The 19317-nt window shown below is 67.4% G+C and carries 16 protein-coding genes, 1 pseudogene and 1 riboswitch; of the genes and pseudogenes, 9 read left to right on the top strand and 8 right to left on the bottom strand.

The window, feature by feature from the left end:
• The first annotated feature begins 21 nt into the window (after window positions 1–21).
• On the top strand, window positions 22–204 hold the full coding sequence (locus FNH13_RS19190) for a hypothetical protein (RefSeq protein WP_202878856.1): 183 nt from the start codon (window positions 22–24) through the stop codon (window positions 202–204).
• On the opposite strand, the gene FNH13_RS03125 is transcribed toward FNH13_RS19190, so the two are convergent.
• The 3 genes from FNH13_RS03125 to FNH13_RS03115 are packed head-to-tail and all read right to left on the bottom strand — an operon-like array spanning window position 199 to window position 4459.
• Window positions 199–1983: an ABC transporter ATP-binding protein gene (locus FNH13_RS03125; RefSeq protein ID WP_143782108.1), complete on the bottom strand. Its 1785-nt coding sequence runs from the start codon at window positions 1981–1983 to the stop codon at window positions 199–201. The two genes, FNH13_RS19190 and FNH13_RS03125, sit on opposite strands and share 6 nt — an antisense overlap.
• Complete coding sequence (locus tag FNH13_RS03120; RefSeq protein ID WP_143782107.1) at window positions 1980–3140, bottom strand: energy-coupling factor transporter transmembrane component T; 1161 nt, start codon at window positions 3138–3140, stop codon at window positions 1980–1982. Before FNH13_RS03120 ends, FNH13_RS03125 begins: the two co-directional genes overlap by 4 nt.
• Entirely contained in the window at window positions 3137–4459 is a 1323-nt protein-coding gene (locus tag FNH13_RS03115) for a hypothetical protein (RefSeq protein ID WP_143782106.1), read from the bottom strand. Before FNH13_RS03115 ends, FNH13_RS03120 begins: the two co-directional genes overlap by 4 nt.
• 70 nt (window positions 4460–4529) lie before the next feature.
• Window positions 4530–4701, bottom strand: a riboswitch (cobalamin riboswitch).
• A 34-nt stretch (window positions 4702–4735) separates the two neighbouring features.
• On the opposite strand from FNH13_RS03115, the gene FNH13_RS03110 reads away from it, so the two are divergent.
• Complete coding sequence (locus FNH13_RS03110) at window positions 4736–5980, top strand: polysaccharide pyruvyl transferase family protein (RefSeq protein WP_165700003.1); 1245 nt, start codon at window positions 4736–4738, stop codon at window positions 5978–5980.
• Here FNH13_RS03110 and FNH13_RS03105 read toward each other — a convergent pair.
• Window positions 5977–6654 carry a response regulator transcription factor gene (locus tag FNH13_RS03105; RefSeq protein WP_165700002.1) on the bottom strand — a complete coding sequence of 226 codons (678 nt, stop codon included), beginning with the start codon at window positions 6652–6654 and terminating at the stop codon, window positions 5977–5979. The two genes, FNH13_RS03110 and FNH13_RS03105, sit on opposite strands and share 4 nt — an antisense overlap.
• Window positions 6655–7000: 346 nt before the next feature.
• On the opposite strand from FNH13_RS03105, the gene FNH13_RS03100 reads away from it, so the two are divergent.
• Window positions 7001–8890, top strand: a complete 1890-nt coding sequence (locus tag FNH13_RS03100) for a cell wall-binding repeat-containing protein (RefSeq protein ID WP_165700001.1) — start codon at window positions 7001–7003, stop codon at window positions 8888–8890.
• Window positions 8891–9004: 114 nt separating this feature from the next.
• On the opposite strand, the gene FNH13_RS03095 is transcribed toward FNH13_RS03100, so the two are convergent.
• Both FNH13_RS03095 and FNH13_RS03090 read right to left on the bottom strand, forming a co-directional pair.
• Complete coding sequence (locus tag FNH13_RS03095; protein WP_202878855.1) at window positions 9005–9850, bottom strand: glycosyltransferase; 846 nt, start codon at window positions 9848–9850, stop codon at window positions 9005–9007.
• Window positions 9847–10995 (bottom strand): Coenzyme F420 hydrogenase/dehydrogenase, beta subunit C-terminal domain, encoded by a 1149-nt coding sequence (locus tag FNH13_RS03090; protein WP_228266559.1) that lies wholly within the window; start codon window positions 10993–10995, stop codon window positions 9847–9849. Before FNH13_RS03090 ends, FNH13_RS03095 begins: the two co-directional genes overlap by 4 nt.
• A gap of 234 nt (window positions 10996–11229) precedes the next feature.
• Between FNH13_RS03090 and FNH13_RS03085 the strand changes: the two genes are divergently transcribed.
• The gene (locus tag FNH13_RS03085) at window positions 11230–11976 is read left to right on the top strand and encodes a hypothetical protein (protein ID WP_143782102.1); all 747 of its coding nucleotides are present in this window, start codon (window positions 11230–11232) and stop codon (window positions 11974–11976) included.
• Window positions 11977–12131: 155 nt separating this feature from the next.
• Window positions 12132–13154 (top strand): annotated as a pseudogene (locus tag FNH13_RS19795) (O-antigen ligase family protein); the annotation flags it as partial.
• 312 nt (window positions 13155–13466) lie between these two features.
• Here FNH13_RS19795 and FNH13_RS19425 read toward each other — a convergent pair.
• The gene (locus FNH13_RS19425; protein WP_143782100.1) at window positions 13467–14312 is read right to left on the bottom strand and encodes a glycosyltransferase; all 846 of its coding nucleotides are present in this window, start codon (window positions 14310–14312) and stop codon (window positions 13467–13469) included.
• Window positions 14309–15202 carry a glycosyltransferase gene (locus tag FNH13_RS03070; RefSeq protein ID WP_165700000.1) on the bottom strand — a complete coding sequence of 298 codons (894 nt, stop codon included), beginning with the start codon at window positions 15200–15202 and terminating at the stop codon, window positions 14309–14311. Before FNH13_RS03070 ends, FNH13_RS19425 begins: the two co-directional genes overlap by 4 nt.
• A 229-nt stretch (window positions 15203–15431) precedes the next feature.
• On the opposite strand from FNH13_RS03070, the gene FNH13_RS03065 reads away from it, so the two are divergent.
• The 4 genes from FNH13_RS03065 to nadE all read left to right on the top strand — a co-directional run bounded on the left by FNH13_RS03065 (window position 15432) and on the right by nadE (window position 19317).
• Window positions 15432–16007, top strand: a complete 576-nt coding sequence (locus FNH13_RS03065) for a class I SAM-dependent methyltransferase (protein WP_165699999.1) — start codon at window positions 15432–15434, stop codon at window positions 16005–16007.
• Window positions 16008–16144: 137 nt separating this feature from the next.
• The gene (locus FNH13_RS03060) at window positions 16145–16348 is read left to right on the top strand and encodes a hypothetical protein (protein ID WP_143782097.1); all 204 of its coding nucleotides are present in this window, start codon (window positions 16145–16147) and stop codon (window positions 16346–16348) included.
• The gene (gene asnB / locus FNH13_RS03055) at window positions 16348–18327 is read left to right on the top strand and encodes an asparagine synthase (glutamine-hydrolyzing) (protein WP_143782096.1); all 1980 of its coding nucleotides are present in this window, start codon (window positions 16348–16350) and stop codon (window positions 18325–18327) included. The genes FNH13_RS03060 and asnB overlap by 1 nt, the downstream gene beginning before the upstream one ends.
• 9 nt (window positions 18328–18336) lie before the next feature.
• Window positions 18337–19317, top strand: coding sequence for an NAD(+) synthase (gene nadE / locus FNH13_RS03050; RefSeq protein ID WP_143782095.1), 981 nt, complete (start codon window positions 18337–18339; stop codon window positions 19315–19317).

Below are 19317 nucleotides of genomic sequence, written 5' to 3'. Positions count from 1 at the left end.
GCGTGATCGCGAGCGCGGACCGTGGCCCGATGCGGACGGCACCTGTCCGGCCAGCACCTGTCCGGCCAGCACCTGTCCGGCCAGCACCTGTCCGGCCGGCACCTGTCTGCCCGGCACCTGTCCGGCCGGCACCTGTCTGGCCAGCGCCGGGCCACCGGCGGCGCCGGGCCGGGGCCGCTTGCCGGTGCGCCGTGGCGCTCATGAGTCGCCTCCAGCCTGCCGCGCCGCCGCGGCCGGATCTGATCCCCGACTGTGGGGTGCAGAACCGGTCACCGGTGCCCGATCCTGCACCCCATTGACTGGTATGCCGACAGGCACCTGCGACGCGCTCCTCGCCTGCCGCACCTGGTCGACGGTGAGCCACGGGGCGCCGAGGACCTTGGCGACCTGCGGGGCGAACATCGGCGAGGAGCCGATCACCTCCGCGGCCTGGCCGTCCGCGACGATCTCGCCCTCTGCCATGACGATCACCCGGTCGGCAGCTCCGGCGACGAACTCCACGTCGTGCGTGGCGATGACCACGGCTGTGCCCGCGGCGGCGAGCTCGGCCACGATCCGCGCCAGCTCGTCCTTGGCGCGGTAGTCCAGTCCGCGTGTCGGCTCGTCGAGCATCAGCACGCCGGGGGCCGCGACGAGCTGGACCGCGAGCACCAGCGAGAGCCGCTGGCCCTCGGACAGGTCCCGGGGGTGCCGGTCGCCGTCGATGCCGGGGGCGATGCGGTCCAGCAGCGCCCGGCAGGTGCCCGGGGCCAGGTCGGACTCGGCGTCCGCGGCAGCGCACTCGGCCTCGACGGTCTCCAGATAGAGCAGGTCCGAGGCGGACTGCGGGACGAGCCCGACCAGGGCGCGGGCCTCACGGGCGGGCAGGGTGCCGGGATCCTTGCCGGCAACCGAGACGGCGCCCGACTGTCGCGGCCCGGAGCCCTGCAGAGCCCACAGCAGTGAGGACTTGCCCGAGCCGTTGCGCCCCATGAGCGCAGTGACGGTGCCGGTCTCCAGGGTGAGGTCGACCCCGCGGACGGCCAGCACGTCGCCATAGCGGACAACAACCTTGCTCGCCGTGAGCGCCGCCACACCCGGTGCGCTCGGTGGGGCGAAATCGTCACCGCCGGTGCGCTCGGTGGGGGGAATTCCCGCAACCCGGTGCGCTCGGTCGTCACGGGGGGTGAGGGTCGCCAGCTCCCCCCGCAGGGGCCCGGCGCGGCGGCGGGCGTCGCGGATGGACAGCGGCAGGGGCGTCCACCCCGCGACCCGCCCCAGCTCCACCACCGGCGGGGCGACGGGAGAGGACGCCAGCACCTCCGCGGGCTCACCGGAGACCACGACACCGTCACCGGGCAGGAGGACGAGACGGTCGGCATACTGCACGACGCGCTCCATGCGGTGCTCGGCGACCACAACGGTCACCCCCAGGTCGTGCACGAGCCGGGTGATCGCGGCCAGGGCCTCCTCGGCAGCGGTCGGGTCGAGCGCGGACGTCGGCTCGTCGAGCACCAGGACCCGCGGGCCCATCGTCAGCACCGAGCCGATCGCGACGCGCTGCTGCTGGCCCCCGGACAGGGTCCGCAGGGGACGGCCGCGCAGCTCGGCGATGCCGAGCAGGTCGAGGGTCTCCTCGACGCGTTTGCGCATCACCGGCGGCGGGACGGCGAGCTGCTCCATGCCATAGGCCAGCTCCTCCTCCACCGTGTCGGTCACAAACCCGGCGAGCGGGTCCTGCCCGACCAGACCCACGACGTGCGCCAGGTCGCGCGGCGGGTGGTCGCGGGTGTCGAGCCCAGCGACGGTGACACGGCCCTCCAGGTGGCCCCCGGTGAAGTGCGGCACCAGTCCGTTGATCGCTCGCAGCAGGGTCGACTTGCCCGCTCCGGTGCGGCCGACGACCAGCACCAGCTCGCCCTCGGGCAGCTCGAGGGTGACGTCGCGCAGCGCGGGGCGCGGGGCACCGACATAGGTCACCGACACGTCCTCAAAGCGGATCATCGCGCAACCTCCATGGCCGCCTGGGTGTGCCGGGTGCGCGCCGAGCGGATCTCCTCCGCGGTCAGCGGGGTGGGCGGGGCCAGGACCGCCGGCAGGGCACCGACCAGGACCGAGACCACGATCGGCAGGGTGAGCTCGGGCCAGCTGAGCGGGCTCAGCGAGGGGTGCAGGTTGGTCGGGTCGACCTGCAGCGCGAGATAGAGCAGCAGGCCGACGAGCACACCGGAGCCGGCGACGACGGACTCGGCCAGGCCCCAGGCATCCGGCCGATAGCGGGTGCGGGACACACGTCGCCCGGTCAGCACGAAACCGACCGTGGCGGCGGCGATCCCGAGGACCAGCATGGGCAGTCCGAGATAGCGCGGGGTGGTCCCGTCGAGCATCCCGTAGACCCCGACGCACACGCCGACCAGCCCCAGCAGGGTGCAGGCACCCGCCAACAGCCGGGCTCCGCGAGAGACCTGCGCGGAGCGGCCATAGCCCCGCGAGTCCATCGCCGAGGCGAGCAGCAGGGAGCGGTCCAGGGCGTCCTCGAGCACCGGGATGATGATGCCGCGCAGAGCCCGGAAACCCTTGCCGGCCCCGCCGCGCAGCCGCCGGGCCCGGCGCACCCGCACGACCGACTCGGCCAGCTGGGGGAAGACGGACAGGGCGACGACGACGGCCGAGCCCACGTCATACAGCGCGGAGGGCACGGTCTTGAGCAGACGCTTGGGGTTGGCCAGGGCGTTGGCGGCGCCGATGCAGATGATCATCGTGGCCAGCCGCAGCCCGTCATAGAAGCCGCTGAGCAGCGATTCCGCGGTGACCGGTCCGAGCAGGGTGATGCCGACCAGGAAGTCCGGCAGCGGGATCTGCGGCAGGGTGAACAGCACGTGCCCGGAGGTGGTGCCGCCAAACAGGATCCGGAAGGCGACCCGCATCACGACGATGAAGATGCCGACATAGACATAGAGCCGGAAGGCCAACGCCCACGGGGCGTCCCCGCGGCGGGCGACCACGACCGTGCAGGCCACGGCGATGATGACCGCCAGGATCAGCGGGTTGGTGGTGCGGCTGGCAGCGACGGCCAGGCCCAGCGCCCAGACCCACCAGGCACCCGGGTGGAGGGTGCGCGGCAGGTGATAGGCGCGCCAGCGCAACGCGAGCTCGGTCACGGTTCGACCTCGTGGGTGAGGCCGGGCTCTGCGCGCCGGCGCCGGGCCAGGACTGCGGCACCGCCCAGCAGCAGGAGTATGCCGAAAGTCACCCAGAGCGCGCCCGCTCCGGTGCCGCTCGGGTCGGCGGCGAACTCCTCGCTGGCCAGCTCCGCGGACGGGTCGCCCTGATCGTCGTCCTGGTCCGCGTCCCGCGCGGGGTCGGGGTCGCTGCCGCCGGCGGCGCCGTCGACCCCGGCAGAGTCACCTGCCTCATCCGCCGCAGACCCGATGAGATCGTCCGTCGAGGCCGCCACGCCCGCGTCGAGGTGACCGGCTGCCAGCGCGCTGAGATCGACCGCGGCCCCTCCTGCCGCGTCACCACCGGCTGGGATGTCTGCGGGCGGAGCGGCCTGCTCCCCCGCGTCGGCGTCACCGGCATCCGCTCCTGGGGTCGATGCCGAGCCGCCGGCGCCAGACCCAACACTGCCTGCGTCTGAGCCCGTGCCACCCGGGGCAGCGTCGCGCGGCGTCTCCGACGCACGGCCGGGTCCCTCCGGTGCAGGGGCTCCGGGTGCCGGCTCGGCCGGGCCCGGATCATTCGGCGGGCTCGGTGCTCCACCGGGGGGCGGCGTGGGCTGTCCAGGGTCGGGGGTCGGCTCCGGCTCAGGGGTCGGCTGCGGCGTGGGCGTCGGCTCCGGGGCTGGCCGACTGGGGGCTGTGCGCGGGGGCGCCGAGGTGGAGTTCAGGGAGAACGAGAGCGCCTCGAACCCGCCGGCTCGGGCGGTGCTCGCGGAGATGCCGAGGTTGCTGAAGGTCCAGGCGCCCCCGTCGTCGGCCTGCCAGTAGGACCAGAACGCGGTCGGTGGCGGCATGTCGAGGCAGGGCTCGGTGTAGGCGTCGTTGCCGGGGATCGACAGCGGCTCGTCGGCGGCCGGACGTCCGTTGACCCGGCAGGCGACGGTGGTGCCAAAACGGGTGGTGCCCGCGATCGAGACACCCGCGGCGTGGAAGGCGTCGAGTCCGCTGCCCTGGAACGGCGCTCCCCCGGCGCCTGGGGCACAGCGCACCACCGTGGCACCGGCGTGACCGCCGTGGCTGCCCAGACCCTGGAAGTCGACGACGACGGTGACCCCGAGGTCGTCGGTGCACGGTCCGGCATAGCTCTGCGGGGCGACGGGCTGGGCCGTGACCGCGGCTGGGGCCGGGGCTGCGCGAGTGGCCAGGTCCGCTGCCGGGACGACGCCGGCGGTGGAGGCCACGGCCGGGACCACGAGCGTGGCTGCAGCGAGGAAGGCGGTGGCGAGCGCACGGCATACGGTGCGGTGGGTGGTGCGCATCGCGGCGGCTCCTGGTCTCTGGCCGGGGAACGAGACCGGCCGGACCCCGACGAACTGCCGGCGCCCGGACTCCGGCCCGCAGTCCTCGGCGGGTGTCGTGGAGTCCAACTCGGCTGCGGGATGATCGGGCTCGCCACCTGATCGGTGGCCTACCGTTGCGGGTCAGCGCCGGAGTTTGACCGGCTTCCCCTGCAGCGTCGTGGGAGTCCTTTGAGGGTAGCACCGAGCGCGTCGAGTGATGGCGCAGGTCAGGAGAACTCCGCTACGGTCGGAGGCGTGGCCAAGGGTCTGCGTCTGGTGCTCGCTGGTGCGCCGTTCGACAACGGTAATCGGGGGGTCGAGGCGCTGGGGCGTTCTGTCGTCGACCATCTACTAGGCAGTGGCAGGGTCGAACGACTCAGTGTCTTGGACGATGGGTGGGGCGTGCGCGCGGAGAGTGAGTCACTCGAGTTGGCGGGGGTCCGCAACTCACGGCGTCTGCATCGGCGGGAGAGTTGGACCCGGATCACGTTCGATCAAAGGCTCGGAGGACTCGGCAACCCTGTGGCCCGACGCTTGCGCGAAGCTGATGCGGTCCTCGACATCAGCGGTGGAGACAGCTTCGCCGAGCTCTATGGCCCCCAGCGTCTGGCCACGGTGTGCGCGCCCAAGGAAGCAGCACTCCGGGCCGGCAGTCCACTGATTCTCCTGCCGCAGACCTATGGGCCGTTCCGGACGGATGCCGGTCGAGCGCGTGCGACGCGCATCGTCAGGGCAGCCACCCTGGCCTATGCCCGAGACGCCGCGAGCCACGGGCAACTACTCGACCTCGCGGGAGCAGACGCAGACCCTGAGATCCTGCGCGAGGGCGTCGATGTTGCTTTCGCGCTGAAGCCACGTGAGCCCGATGCCCAGACTGTCGACCAGGTCCGCAGCCTGGGTTGTGACCTGCTCGTCGGCGTCAACGTCAGCGGCCTGCTGCGCACCCGCGCCGACCACACCCGATTTGGCCTTGCCGGTGATTATCTGGAGACCATGGCGGCGCTCGTGCAGTCGTTGATCGCTGCGGGAGCCTTCGTCCTGCTGGTTCCGCACGTCCATGACGACAAGGACAGCGAGAACGACGCCACCGGCATCCACTCGGTGCAGTCGGCGCTCTCGGCGACCGACCGCAACCGGACCTGGATGCTGCCCACACACCTGCGGGCAGCGGAACTGAAGTGGTGCATCGGACAGACCTCATGGTTCACCGGCACCCGCATGCACGCCACCATCGCCTCTCTCAGCTCCGGAGTGCCCACGTTCGCGTATGCCTACAGCGACAAGTTCCGCGGTGTCTTCGGCACCTGCGGGATGACTGACCACGTCGCCGACGCTCGACACACTGCTGGGGATGCGATGGTCGGTCAGGCTCTTGCCTCCTTCGGGGCTCGTGATGAAGTGGCGCGAAGCCTCAAGGCTCAGACGTCAGCGGTTGTCGCACGCGCCCGTAGCCAGCTCGACGAGGTCCTGACCGTCGTGACGGCTCTCGCTCAGTCCTAGGACGGCACGTGGAGGCGATAGCCGACGCCACGCACAGACTCAATCAGCCGCGGGCCGCCCGCGGCGATGATCTTGGTGCGCAACCGGCTGACATGGCTTTCGATGGCGTGCGGGGCGACCCGCCGAGACTCGTTCAGCAGATCAGAGAGCACCTCCTTGCTCACCGCGCGGTCCGGGTGCTGAGCAAGGAGGACCAGCAACCGGAACTCCGTGCGCGTGACAGGAACACGCTCGTTGTCGACATGGACCTCATAGTGGTCAGGGCGCACGGTGACGTTGGCGAACTGGTAGGGCGTGCGAGAAGGCTCCCTCTCGTGGACGTGGTGAAACATGGTCCGCAAGCGTGCGCCGATGAGACGGGGCGAGGCAGTTGCTCGGACGATGTCATAGACCCCGGAGTGCAGCAGAGTGACCTCGTCGGCCTCGCTCAGCTCCTCGGCGACCACAAACACCGGGACCAGCAACTCGCGCAGGGTACGCACCAACTCAACGGTGGGCACATCGAGTCCGCGCACCAGCGCGACCACCAGCGACGCCCGCTCTATCGGAGAGCTACGGACGAACTCGTCGGTGGACATGACGTCGTAGTCCAGGCGTTGGTGCACCAGCACCTGGAACAACGCTTGGGCGGTCGCGTGCCCCGCCGTCGCGGGAAGCACCGCGATCGGGCGCATGAGTGGCTCCTCATGCTTGTCAACGTGGGCGGAAGTCTCACGTAAACCCCCGTTGCCTGTTGAACAAGCCTTGACCATCGTCTTACGAAAGCCTTGCATTGCGCAAGGGGCTGGTGTCCCTCGCCTGCCTCACGTAAGGTGAGTGGCTGCGGCGGGAGTTCGGTTCGGGTGAGCCAGGGGACGTTCGCAGTCGCAAACGCTGAACGCCTGTGGGAGCGATCACAGCGCCCACGGGGTCAGTTCCCTCACGAGGCTGGGCGGCAAACTCACGGATCGTCCAATGGTTGGTAAAAGTCGATCCCCGTTTCTGCAGAATGACACTTCGCAGGTTGGGCCAGACCGCACCATGGATGCATCCCCCCACATCTGTAGGAGATCACCCATGCCCCGAAGTGCCCTCAGCGTCCTTGGCGCTGTCGTGCTGACCGCAACGGTCAGCGTCGCCCCCGTCATTGCGGCACCCCAGACCATCACCACTACCGACACCACCGCCGAAGACACCACTGCGCACGCGACTTCCGCGATTGCCGTTGAGCGGATTGCCGGAGAGAACCGTTACGCCACGGCCGCCGAGATCGCGAAACAGTGGACCACTCCGGTCGACCGTGTCTACGTCGTGAGCGGTGATACCTACCACGACGCCGTCATTGCGGCGGCGAGTGCTGGTGTTGACGATGCACCCGTCCTGTTGACACAGCACAAGAACCTCCCGGGTGTCACAGCCCAGCAGCTGGAGCGCCTGGACCCGGAGACGATCACGATCATCGGCGGCACGTCGGCTGTATCTGTCCAGGTGGAGAGAAAGTTGGTGGACTTCGCTGGATCTGGGGGAGTCGAGAGGGTCTCCGGGAAGAACCGCTATGACCGGTCAGCCCAGATGGCGGCGCGCTACAGCCCCGGCCCGGAGCGCGTCTACCTCGCCAGCGGCGAGGACTATGCCGACGCCCTGTCGGCGGCCGCTCTCGCCGGCGCTCAACACGAGCCACTCATGCTCACCCGGCCGGGAGAGCTCCCCGATGAGGCGGCGGCCCAGCTCGAACGTCTGCAGCCGACGGAGGTTGTTGTCGTCGGCGGCACCGGCGCGGTGAGCGACGGCGTCCTCGCCACAGCAGCGTCCTATGCCACCACCGGGGAGGCCCGGCGAGTGTCCGGCCAGGACCGCTACCAGACCTCCGCGGCAGTCGCTCGCGAGTTCCCGAGCGGAGCCGAGACGACCTATCTCGCGTCCGGACAGAACCACGCCGATGCTCTCGTCGTGAGCGCCCTGGCTGCTCGCAATCAGACCGCCGTTGCCCTGACCCCCTCCAAGAGCGTGGCGGAGGGCACCCTGGACGCGCTGCAGCACCTGGCTCCAGGCACCATCGTTGTTGCCGGTGGCCACGCTGCAGTCTCGGACAAGGTGATCGAGCAGATCACCGATCTACCAACTGAGCCGCCGGTCGACCCCGAGCCCCCCGTTGACCCCGAGCCCCCCGTGAATCCAGAACCCCCGAGTGGAGATTTCCCCGACGAGAACTCAACTGGGGTTCCCGATGGCATGGACCTGACGCCGTCTGGCGGGATCACGGTCACCCAGGACGGCACCGTGATCGACGGGCTGCATGTCTCCGGCAGAATCACCGTCGACGCGGACAACGTGACCATCCGGAACACCCTGATTCAGACCGACACCAACCTGTATCCGATTCGGGTGCTGGGTGGAACAACTGGCACGGTCATCGAAGACGTCGAGGTTGACAACCTTGGCGGAACCGGCATCGGCATCTTCTTCAGCGGGAGCGGCACCGTGCGTCGCGCAAACATCCACTCCGCCGAAGATGGCGTCAGGATCCAAGCCGATGATGTGACGATCGAGGACTCCTACATCCACGACCTGCAGCGCCAGCCTGGTGGACACCACGACACCATCCAGATTCGGGAGGGTGATGACGTCACGATCAGCGGGAACAATCTCCAGCCCTACGTCGAGAGCACCAACGACCCGATGAACTCGGCGCTCCAGATCGGCTCGCTCCTGGGCGACGACACGATCACCAACCTCGTGGTCACGGGCAATCTGATGAACGGTGGGAACTACACCATCAACGGCGGTGGCCGGGGCGAGGTGGATAGCGCCCTGTACGCCTACAACGAGTTTGGTCGCGACTTCCGGTATAGCGTGGTGGGCAACCTCCAGAACAGCGACTGGAAGAGCACCAACGTCTGGCACGACACCGGCGAGCCAGTCCAGCCCTGACCGCCGCGGTCTGCGCCCTGCGTTCGTTCGGGGCAGGGCGCGGGCTGCCGTTTCGTGCCGGAGGTCACCGAGCAGTCCGAAGACTGCAGCCACGACTGCCCCGGTGCAGGCCGGTCACCAACGTGCGGGTCGACCCGTCAGGCGCGTCATGCGACGGCGCAGGGCGGTGACCTTGGCTCGCCACCCGGAGTAGTCGCGTGGGTCGAGGGAGGCGGATTGCAGGACCACTGCGCTGCGCCTGAGTTGGTCGGTCCAGGCCTCAACCGTCGACACTCCGTTCGCAGCGGCAGACAGCGGCATCCGGTCGGCCAGGTCAGCGTCGGAGTGGATCAGCGTGTGAGGGGACCGTGGGTCATCCATGTGATCCTCGGCCACGAAGGGGTAGTAGAAACCGTTCACTGCTCCACTTAGTGATGCCCTGATGCAGAACTCAGTGAAGGATTCCGCCGGTTGGAGACCTCTGAGGCGTTCCACCAAAGTCCGGCGCAAAAGGTAGCCGCTGCCCTGCACCCAGAGGTTGCGCATGAGTTGGTGCCCGCCATGAAAGATCTGGATCTTGCGACGAGCGAGATCGGGCCGGAAGTCTTCGTCGGGGTGACGCCAACTCCCGATGACTCCGAACTCTGGGTTCGCCTCATGGGCAGCGGCAAAGGTGTCCAGCCAGCCGGCGGTGACGAGACAGTCGTCATCGACCTTGGACACGAAGCGAGCTGAGGACTCCTGCCACAACCAGTTCGTCGGTTCACGCAACCTCACGTTTTCGCGACTGTGGTGATAGCGGTAGACCCGGGCATCACTCGTGAACGGCCGTAACGCCTCGATGGTGGCCTCGTCGTCGCCGTTGTGCCACAGCCACACGCGGTCGTCCTCACCGACAGTGTCAAGCAGTCTGGGCAGGCTCAGGTGCAGATAGCCGGCGCTGCGGTAAGTGATCATCACGATGTCTGCGCGGTGGCTCATCGCGGCACTTCCTGGGAATCGAACTCCGGTCCGCGCAGACGTCGGGCTTGGATCCGGCGCCAGGTCCCCCCCGTGGAGGTGACCTTGCCGCGCAAGGGCAGCTTCCACCAGAGCCGCACGGAGGGCATGCCGCGAAATCGTGGGATGGGCAGCCCAAGGATTCGCATCGTCAACACCCGGCCCCAGACTGCACCGCGGGTGGATTCGAGTCCAGGTTGAGACTGCGGGAGGCGCTGCAGCGGCAGCTCGTGTCCCTCCAGGGCACCATCGGCGAGAGCAGCAGCCAGCGCCGCACGTCCGCGTTCGGTGCGCACCACGACCAGCGAGCGACCAGCCTCGTCTTCGCGCACCGTGCGATACCACGGGTCGCCGATGCCCAGGTCAGCAAACTCTCCCGTGTGGTCCGGACAGACGAGACAGCGCCACTGCCGGTGCTTGGTCAGGGCTCCCCAAGACTCCTCGTATGACGTCGAGGCGCGTCTCCCACTCACCGTCTCGACGCGAAACCGGCCGGGCCAGCCCTCGCCCCGGTAGTCGAGTTTGCGCACGTCGCCTGGTTCGACTCCGAGGCCGCGGATCACCTGTTCGGACCCAGCCGTGGACGGGGTGCCGGCGCAGAAGATGCCGATGGTTAGGCCCACGTGCTCGGCAAGCGCTGGACGTCGGCGTGCTGCTTCCTGCACGGCCGCAATGTCACACGGCTTGCCCACGACGACGCACGGCCCCTCGGCTGCTTCGACAAGGTCAAGGCGTTCACACGGGCTGGCCGGTGAGTAGCGGGAACCTGCGGCTCCGACGATCTGGTCGTAGGTCCGGTTGAGCACCGTTTCATTGAGCAGAGAGTTGTCCCTCGACGCCTGGATCTGCAGAGCCCCGACCATGGCACCAGAGGTGACGGAGTGGGCAGCTAGGGCGCTCACCACCCCACCGGACGATCCCCGGTATCGCACCTCTGGGTCAGTCGACCAGCACTCGAACAGCGCGAGCACCGGCCCCCACTCGCCGCCGAAGGGAGCGCCGTCGAGCGCTCCGGCGGGATGTTCCAGCCGGCGGCCAGGGCAGGCTGCGACGGCATCACCACGCACTCCGCCGGTAATCTCAGCGATGGGGAGTGGGCGACGCCCTACGCTAGGGACATCGACCATTTCGAGCGCCTCGGGGCGCAGGTGCGCACACACTCCGCAACCGGTGCACAGATGCGCATCGACCACCGCGCCGATCGTTGAGAGCTTCCTATCTTTCATCGGGCCCGCGTCCGGCGACCAGGGCCTAGCGAAATCTCAGCAAGGCTCACCATGCCCCCAGTATGGTGTAACCGTGGCTCTCTGAGCCCGGGCATCTGACCGATGGGCGGGTGGGGCCACCAGAAGGGAGCGAAGATGGACGTCTGGCAGATCACCGTGGCAGCCCTCCGCCGCTGGTACATCCTGCTTCCTCTACTTGCCCTGACCGCTGTCGGAGCCCTGAAGATCGGTGAAGGTGTTCACCCGCAGTATGAAGTGACGGCGACGGCGATCTTGGTGCCCGGTCCGGAAGTCACGGAGATCGAAAGTCCCTACGGGAACCGCAACGAGACCGCCCAGGTGCTCGGAATTTTGCTGGGCAACACCGAGGCTCGGGATGCCATTGAGACACAAGGGCTGAGTCCGGAGTATGAGATCAACGTCAGAGATCGAAGCAACATTGTGAACCTGACGGTGCTCACCGACTCCGAGGACGAAAGCCTGTCCACGGGGGAAGCAGTCCTCGGTCTGGGTCAGAAAGAGCTGCAGCAGCGTCAGGACGCTGCGGGGATTCCCGCCAACGCACAAATTGGCCTACAGATCCTCCAGCCGCCGACCGTGTCCGATGTCGTAGCAGAGGGCAAGTTACGAAATATGGCCATCGTCGGCATACTGGGCGCCGCGCTCTCGCTCCTCGCCGCCGTGCTGTTTGACGATCTCATGGGACTGGCCACGCGCAGCGTGCGACGCTGGCGCGGACGGCAGTCCGCAGACAGGCCCACGCAGTCCACCGCAGCCGAGGTGCAGGAGGATCCACCGGTGGGACAGGCCGACCAGGATCGCGATCTCGCTGCCGAGCCGCACAGCGCAGACGACCTGGAGCGGTCGGGCAGACGTCGCTGACGTCTCTCGGCCCGGGTGGTGACGAGCAGGTGAGGAGCAGGGCTGGCAAACACCGTCACGAGTTGCCTGAGGACTGGCGTCCCGTGCTACTCAGGGTTCACCCCTCCTTCGGGCAAGCGAGGCGCGAGTGGACACCGATATTGATCCGCGGCGGCATGATCACCACCCTCGGCCTTCTGCTGATCTTTCTGGCCCTGCAGTTCCTCTTACCGGCACGTCTGGTGATCGGTGGCATGGGTGCGGCTGGACGCCCCTCGGTGGCAGTCGGCCTCCTGCTGGCCTTCCTGTGGCTGCTCTCTGCGATCCGCCCGCACCGACTCCCCGCCGGTCGACAACCCATCCGCTGGACGGTGGGCATCTTCGTGACGGTCCAGATGGTCGGATACGTGGTGGGCTTCGATCGGCTGGCAACGGAGGCCCAGGCGAGTTCGGCCGACCGGTGGCTCATCATCACCCTCGCCATGGCAGGGGTCACCCTGGCTGTTGCCGATGGCATTCGCACAAGAGATGAACTCGATCGTCTGCTGCGGATGGTGGTTGCCTTTGCGTGTGCCATGTCGCTGGTCGGCACGCTTCAGTTCTTCCGGATTGTCGACCTGACGCGATACATCCGGATCCCTGGCCTGCGGCTCAACTCCGATCTGATTGTCGTGGGCAGTCGCGGCGACGGTAATTTTGCTCGTGTGGCTGGCACCGCAAATCACTACATCGAATTTGGCGTGGTGCTCGCCCTCGTCCTTCCCATCGCACTGCACTTCGCACTCTTCGCACCGAGAGGTGTCACCCGGCAGCGGCGTTGGATCGCCGTCGGGATTATTGCCGTGGGCATCCCGTTTTCTATCTCGCGGTCAGCCATCGTGACCGTCGTTGTCGCCATGGCCATGATGGCAATCGTCTGGCCGTGGAGACAGCGTTACAACGCACTAGTGCTGGCGTTTGTGGCAACCGCTGCCTTCCACGTGCTCAACCGTGGCGTCCTGGGCACGATCAAAGCCCTGTTCATGAATGTCGAGAACGATCCCAGCGTCCAGGACCGAATTGACCGCACGGCGACCGTCCTCCGACTGTGGCACGAGCGCCCGATTCTCGGGTGGGGATCCGGGATGGTCAGTCCCGAGGAGTTCCTCCTGCTGGACAACCAGATCTACATGTTCCTGATCGCCAATGGCGTGATCGGCGTTGCCGCCTTCCTACTGTTCTTCCTGATCCCCCACTGGCTGGGTCGCAGCGTCCGACTCCGCGGGAAAGACGAGGAGACCCGGCACCTGGGCCACACCCTCGCCGTCACGATGCCAGCGGCAGTGGTGGCGAGCGGCACCTTCGACTCGTTCTCCTTCGCGACGTTTCTCGCGACCATGTGCATCCTGATCGGGGCCGCAGGAGCCCTGTGGCGCCTGGACGGCACCACGATCTCGCGTCCTCTGCAGGTGGCTGCTCCTGGGGACAAGTTCGTTACCACTCCACTTATGGCGGGTCTGTTGGAGCAGCGTTCAGTCAGTTCTCCGGGAACTCGTGTCGCGCTCCCACCGCGACGAGGAGTCGACTCGGGCACGCAGTCGCGAGACCGTAAGAACGGCGAGGTAGACGCCGACATCCACGACGTTGGTTGGTCGACGACGCAGGAGTGACCAAAGGTCGCCTGCCTGCCGTCGTTGGGCTCGCGAGAGACGGGGCCGCCCGACTTCCTCGACGACGTGCTCCTGAGAGCGATAGCTGCGGGTTTTGGTCCGGACGAGGTCCGTCACTGTGCGCGGAGTGCGCACGATCACCGGGTCTGTGGGGATGATCGTCACCTCGTCAGCGGTGAACAGGGAGTCGATAAAGACATCGTCACCCAGGATCTCCGGGAATTCGCCGAACCGGGCCCTACCCTGCTCAGAGAGCCCATAGCACCCGGCTCCCCACAACGCACGGGAGACCGACGGCAGCTGCTCCCGCACGGCATACCAGCGCCGCACCGCCCAGGGTGCCTTTCCTGCATCAAAGGTGTGCCGGGGCCGTCCCGCGAGCGCACCGTCTGCCAGCGCTCGAAGCGTCGCCACCGCTGCCCGACCAGTCAGCTCGACATCCGCGTCGAGATAGATGCGGGGCCCCGCCACCGCGACACGATCACCCTCTCGCAGGGCAGCGGTCTTTGAGGGCCGCTCGAGCTCGAGTGCCCGCACGCCACGGAATCCGCGGGCCACCTCCGCTGTGCGGTCGCTGCACCCATTGCAGACCACCACCACATCGACAAGACCGTCGGCCAGCACGCCGGTGAAATGCGCCAGGGTGCGTCCGATGACCGACTCCTCGTTGTGCGCAGCGATCACGATGCTGCCGAGCGGGGTAGTCATCGCGCACCACCGGGCAGGGCGGCCCGCGTCGTCGGCGACACCAGGGCACGCAGCGCAGCCCGACTACGTGCCCGGTGGCTGCGGAGTAGGTTGTTGAGCACCACCACCGCGGCGAAGGCCGTCGCGGTGAGCACCCCGTGCCACTTCCGGTAATAGCGGACCCGGTTGACCTCGAGCAGCGCATGCAGAGCGTCGGAACTGCCCGACCCGGCACCCTGGTGCCGCACGACGGCCTCGGGTACGAAACGGATCTGGGCCCCGGCCGCGCGCAGACGACGGCAGTAGTCGGTCTCCTCAGAGTAGAGAAAGAACGTGTCCTGATCCCAGCGCCCCACGGCATCGGCCAGAGCCGTGGGCACGACAAGCGCAGCCCCGGTGGCCCAGTCCACGGCGCCCGGAACCTCGTAGACCGCAGGCATGCGGACGGTCTCGCTGAGGAAGGCCGGGCGCCCCGGCCAACGGTTCCCCACCAGTGCGTCGCCCAGTGACCTCAGAACGCTCGGCTCGCGGCGCAGCGAGCGTTGGAGTTCCCCGGCGCGGTTCCGGATCAGGGGAACCGCAGCGTCGTGCGCACCAACCTCTGCCACGAGATGTGCGATGGACTCCGGGTCCAGTGTGAGGTCGGGGTTCAGGAAGACGGTCCAGGTGGAGGGCGGCGCGACGCTCCGGCCGAGGTTGATCCCGCCGGCATAGCCCAGGTTGGCACCCGCCTCAACCACTTCAGCTTCCGGATGTTCTGCCACTGTAGGGGCCAGATCGTCCCCCTCGTCGTTATTCACGACAACGGCTCGCCATGACAGAGAGCCGACTGCTTGCGGGATCGTGCTCAACAGGTCCTTCACGTCGCGCGCGCTCCGGTAGGAGACAACGATGACAACGCAGTCGACCATCGGACCTCCATCGCCGGCGGAACCTGGGCCCGCTGCCGAGTATACGAAGATCAGACTGTCGGGGTACTGATCGATCGCGCTACTCTGGGTTCGCGCTCGAGTAGTCTCACGTTCACGATGCCGCAGGAACCAACTCACGGACGAGGCCGCAGGAGATATGCCCGTTGTCGCGTGGCTAAAACACGGTCCCGCTCGATCTCTCGCTCGCGCGGTCAGTAGCCGCTCTCGGATGCACAAAATCGCCTTGCTCCGCGCCAACATCTCGCCTGGCGCGTCTGTGCTCCTCGTCGGCGTGTCACCCGATGAAGGAATCGGCACGGAGTCGGCTGTGGAGAGAGGACTTCTCGAGCACGCTGAGGTGACGTGCCTCGTCTATTCCCCAGTTGATGGTCAGTTGCTCGGGCGGCCAACCGTGCAGGGGGACGCACGGGACCTTCCCTTTGCCGATGCGTCCTTCGACTATGTGGTGAGCAACGCGGTGATAGAACACGTCGGCGGGCCTGAGGGTGCCCGCCTGATGATCGCCGAGTCCGAACGTGTCGCCAGGGTGGGCTATCTACACACCACACCCAACCGGTGGTTTCCGATCGAACCGCACGTGATGATTCCGCTGCTGCACTGGTTGCCAGAGCAGGTGCGGCAGCGAGCATTTGCCGCAGTCGGCTTCCCCTCCTACACACGAGAGAACTACTGGCTTTTTTCTTCCCGCAGCCTTCGGGCGTTGGGAACTCACGCGTCACGCTGCACTGGACGGTGGCCCGCGATGACCCTGATCGCGCATTCCCGGCCCCTCCAGCACCCCTAGCCTGCGGGTCGATCCGCCCATTCAGACTCAAGGGCCCCCTGATCACCCATGATCAGTGAGGAGTGACGAGCCCCTGAGTGCTGTGCCATGCTGGCTGCCAGGTGCCCTCGCCACCCAGAGGAGGTCGGCAGAGCGTTATGACGACGGATCACAGTCGGGTGCTCGCAGAACTGTCCCTCCCCCTTGCCTCGGATGCGGACCTGCTGGAAGCCATCGGCATTGCTGTCGCCGTCGAGGACGCGTGCCAGGTGACCCTGCCGGATGACGTGATCACCGTCTCGACCCTCGGGCAGCGCTCCACCATCGAGGCGATGCTGGACGTCATTGCCGGCCCAGACTGATGTGCGGCATCACCGGGGTCCTCAGCTTCGAGTCCACGCCCGACCTGGGCCTCATCACCCAGATGCTCTCCCGACTCCCGCACCGAGGCCCCGACGGCAGCGGGATCTACCGGGACCCGCACGTCGCGCTGGGCCACGCCCGCTTGGCCATCATCGACGTGGCCGGCGGAGCCCAGCCGATGAGCAACCGCGACGGCTCGGTCTGGGTCACCTTTAACGGGGAGATCTTCAACTATGTGGAGCTGCGCCAGGAGCTGACCGCCCTCGGTCACCAGTTCACCACCGCCAGCGACACGGAAGTCATCGTCCATGCCTGGGAGCAGTGGCAGGAGGGCTGCTTCGAGCGGTTCAACGGACAGTGGGCCCTGGCGATCTGGGAGCGCGACCGGGAGCGACTCGTGCTCAGTCGGGACCGCTGTGGTGTCCGGCCCCTCTACTTCACCCGCCATGGCGGACGTCTGCTCTTCGCATCAGAGGTCAAGGCACTCTTCGCTGACCCACAAGTCCCACGGGAGTTCGACCGGGTCGGCCTGGCCGAGGCCATGACGTTCTGGAGCACCGTCGCCCCCCGGACCGTCTTCGCCGGCATCCAGCAGTTGCCACCGGGCCATGTGAGCATCATCGACCGAGGCGGTCAACGAACCTTCCCCTACTGGCAGCTGCAGTTTCCACCGCGCGGAGAGGAGGAGCCACAAGACTTTGAGCAGAACGTCAGGGACCTGCGAGAGCGGGTCATCGAGGCGGTCCGGGTGCGCTTCGAACGCAGCGATGTGCCGGTGGGGGCCTATCTCTCCGGCGGTCTGGACTCTGCCATCACCGCAGCCGTTATCGCCAGATACACCGACGCACCCCTGCAGACCTTCTCGCTTCGCTTCGCTGACAGCGACTACGACGAGGGATCTTTCCAGTCGGTGATGGCGCAGCGGCTGGGCACTGAGCACCATCACCTCACGGTGCACGCCCACGACATCGGCGAAGCATTCCCGACGGTGGTCCGGCACACCGAGGCCCCCATCCTGCGCGCGGCACCCGCGCCGATGCTGCTGTTGTCCGGACTCGCCAGGGAGCGGGGCTTCAAAGTCGTCGTGACGGGCGAGGGTGCGGACGAGGTCTTCGCCGGCTACGACATCTTCCGCGAGGCACGTCTGCGTCAGTTCATCGCGCGCAACCCCGACTCCGAGGTCCGCGCCCGTGGGCTGGAGCTGCTGTACCCGTGGCTGGGGCGCTCGCCCGGACAGTCACCGGCGTTCGCCCGGGAGTTCTTCAGTCAGCGGCTGGACCCTGCTGATCCTGCGTTCTCGCACCGGACGCGCTGGGACACCACCTCAAAGCTGCTCGGCATGACCATGCCCCATCCGGATCAGGACAGTGACGTGGCAGCCACACTCCTGGAGCGCATGCCACCGGAGCACTCCCAATGGGATCCGCTGAGCCGCGCCCAGTGGCTCGAGATGGTGACCCTGCTGCCCGGCTACATCTTGTCCTCCCAGGGTGACCGCATGCTGATGGCCAACTCTGTCGAGGGACGCTTTCCCTTTCTGGACCGAGACGTCGTCGACCTGGCAAACCGTCTCCCCGCCCGACACAAGCTGCTCGGGCTCAACGAGAAGCACATCCTCAAGGAAGCCTTCAAGGACCTCCTGCCGGACGAGATCCTCAACCGCCCCAAGCAGCCCTACAGGGCACCTGATGCGGCGAGCTTCTTCGACGGCAGCTCGGCCACGTGGGTCGATGAGATGGTTGACTCCGATCTGGTGTCCGCAGCAGGGGTCTTCGAACCTCGGTATGTCGCAGCGCTGGTGGCGAAGTGCCGGCGCACCGGTGGCGTCCGCATGAGCAATACCGACAACATGAGGATCACGGCCGTGCTATCCACCCAGCTCATCTATCACCAGTTCATCGAGGGGGACGGCTCCTCCGAGCAGGACCGGCCACCGGCTCCGCCGATGACGGTGGTTGACCTCGTGACCGCGAGTTAAGGAGACACAGTGACGCCACCGTTCGGCCCGCATGCACTCGACCTCGACCTGCCAGCAGAAGTGGATCGAATCACCGATCACATCAAGACCTACCTGGCACGCACCCGCCGCAAGGGGCTGGTCGTGGCACTGTCCGGAGGCATCGACTCCAGCGTCGTGGCCGCGCTCGCCGTCCACGCCCTGGGACCGAGCAGAGTCTTCGGGATCCACATGCCTGAGCGGGAGTCCTCCCCCGAGACGCTGCGGATCAGCTCGGCCGTCTCCGACACCTTCGGGTTCGACTCAGTGATCGAGGACATCACGCCCATGCTGGAGGCCGCCGGTGCCTACACCCGCCGCGATGACGCCATCCGCTTGGTGTGCCCGAGCTACGGGCCGGGCTACAAGTCCAAAATCGTCCTCCCCTCGGTCATCGACTCCGACAGTTATCGCCTCTATTCGGTCGTGGTTTTGGACCCCGACGGCAAGCAGGAGAAGTACCGGCTCACCCCGGAGGCGTACCTAGGGATCGTCGCTGCCACCAACTTCAAACAGCGGGTCCGGAAAATGCAGGACTATTACCACGCTGACCGGCTCAACTACGCGGTGGCCGGCACACCAAACCGCCTCGAGTACGACCAAGGGTTCTTCGTCAAGCTCGGCGACGGATCAGCAGACATCAAGCCGATCGCCCACCTCTACAAGTGCCAGGTCTATGCGCTGGCCGAGCACCTCGGCGTCCCCGAGGAGATCAGGTCACGTCCCTCGACGACCGACACCTACTCGTTGCCCCAGTCGCAGGAGGAGTTCTACTTCTCGCTCCCCCACGAGCGCATGGACCTTTGCCTCTACGGCATGAACAACGACGTGCCTCTCGAGCAGGTCGCGGCAGCGACCGACCTCACCGTCGAGCAGGTGGAACGGGTCTACCGGGACATCGAGCAGAAGCGGCGGGCCACGGCGTATCTCCACCTGCCACCGGCCCTCTGCGGGGACGTCCCTGAGATCTGA

It is taken from the genome of Ornithinimicrobium ciconiae (assembly GCF_007197575.1).
Taxonomy (GTDB): Bacteria; Actinomycetota; Actinomycetes; order Actinomycetales; family Dermatophilaceae; genus Ornithinicoccus; species Ornithinicoccus ciconiae.
The sequence above is the reverse complement of the archived record's forward strand: the minus strand, read 5'-3'. Positions and strand labels throughout refer to the sequence as shown.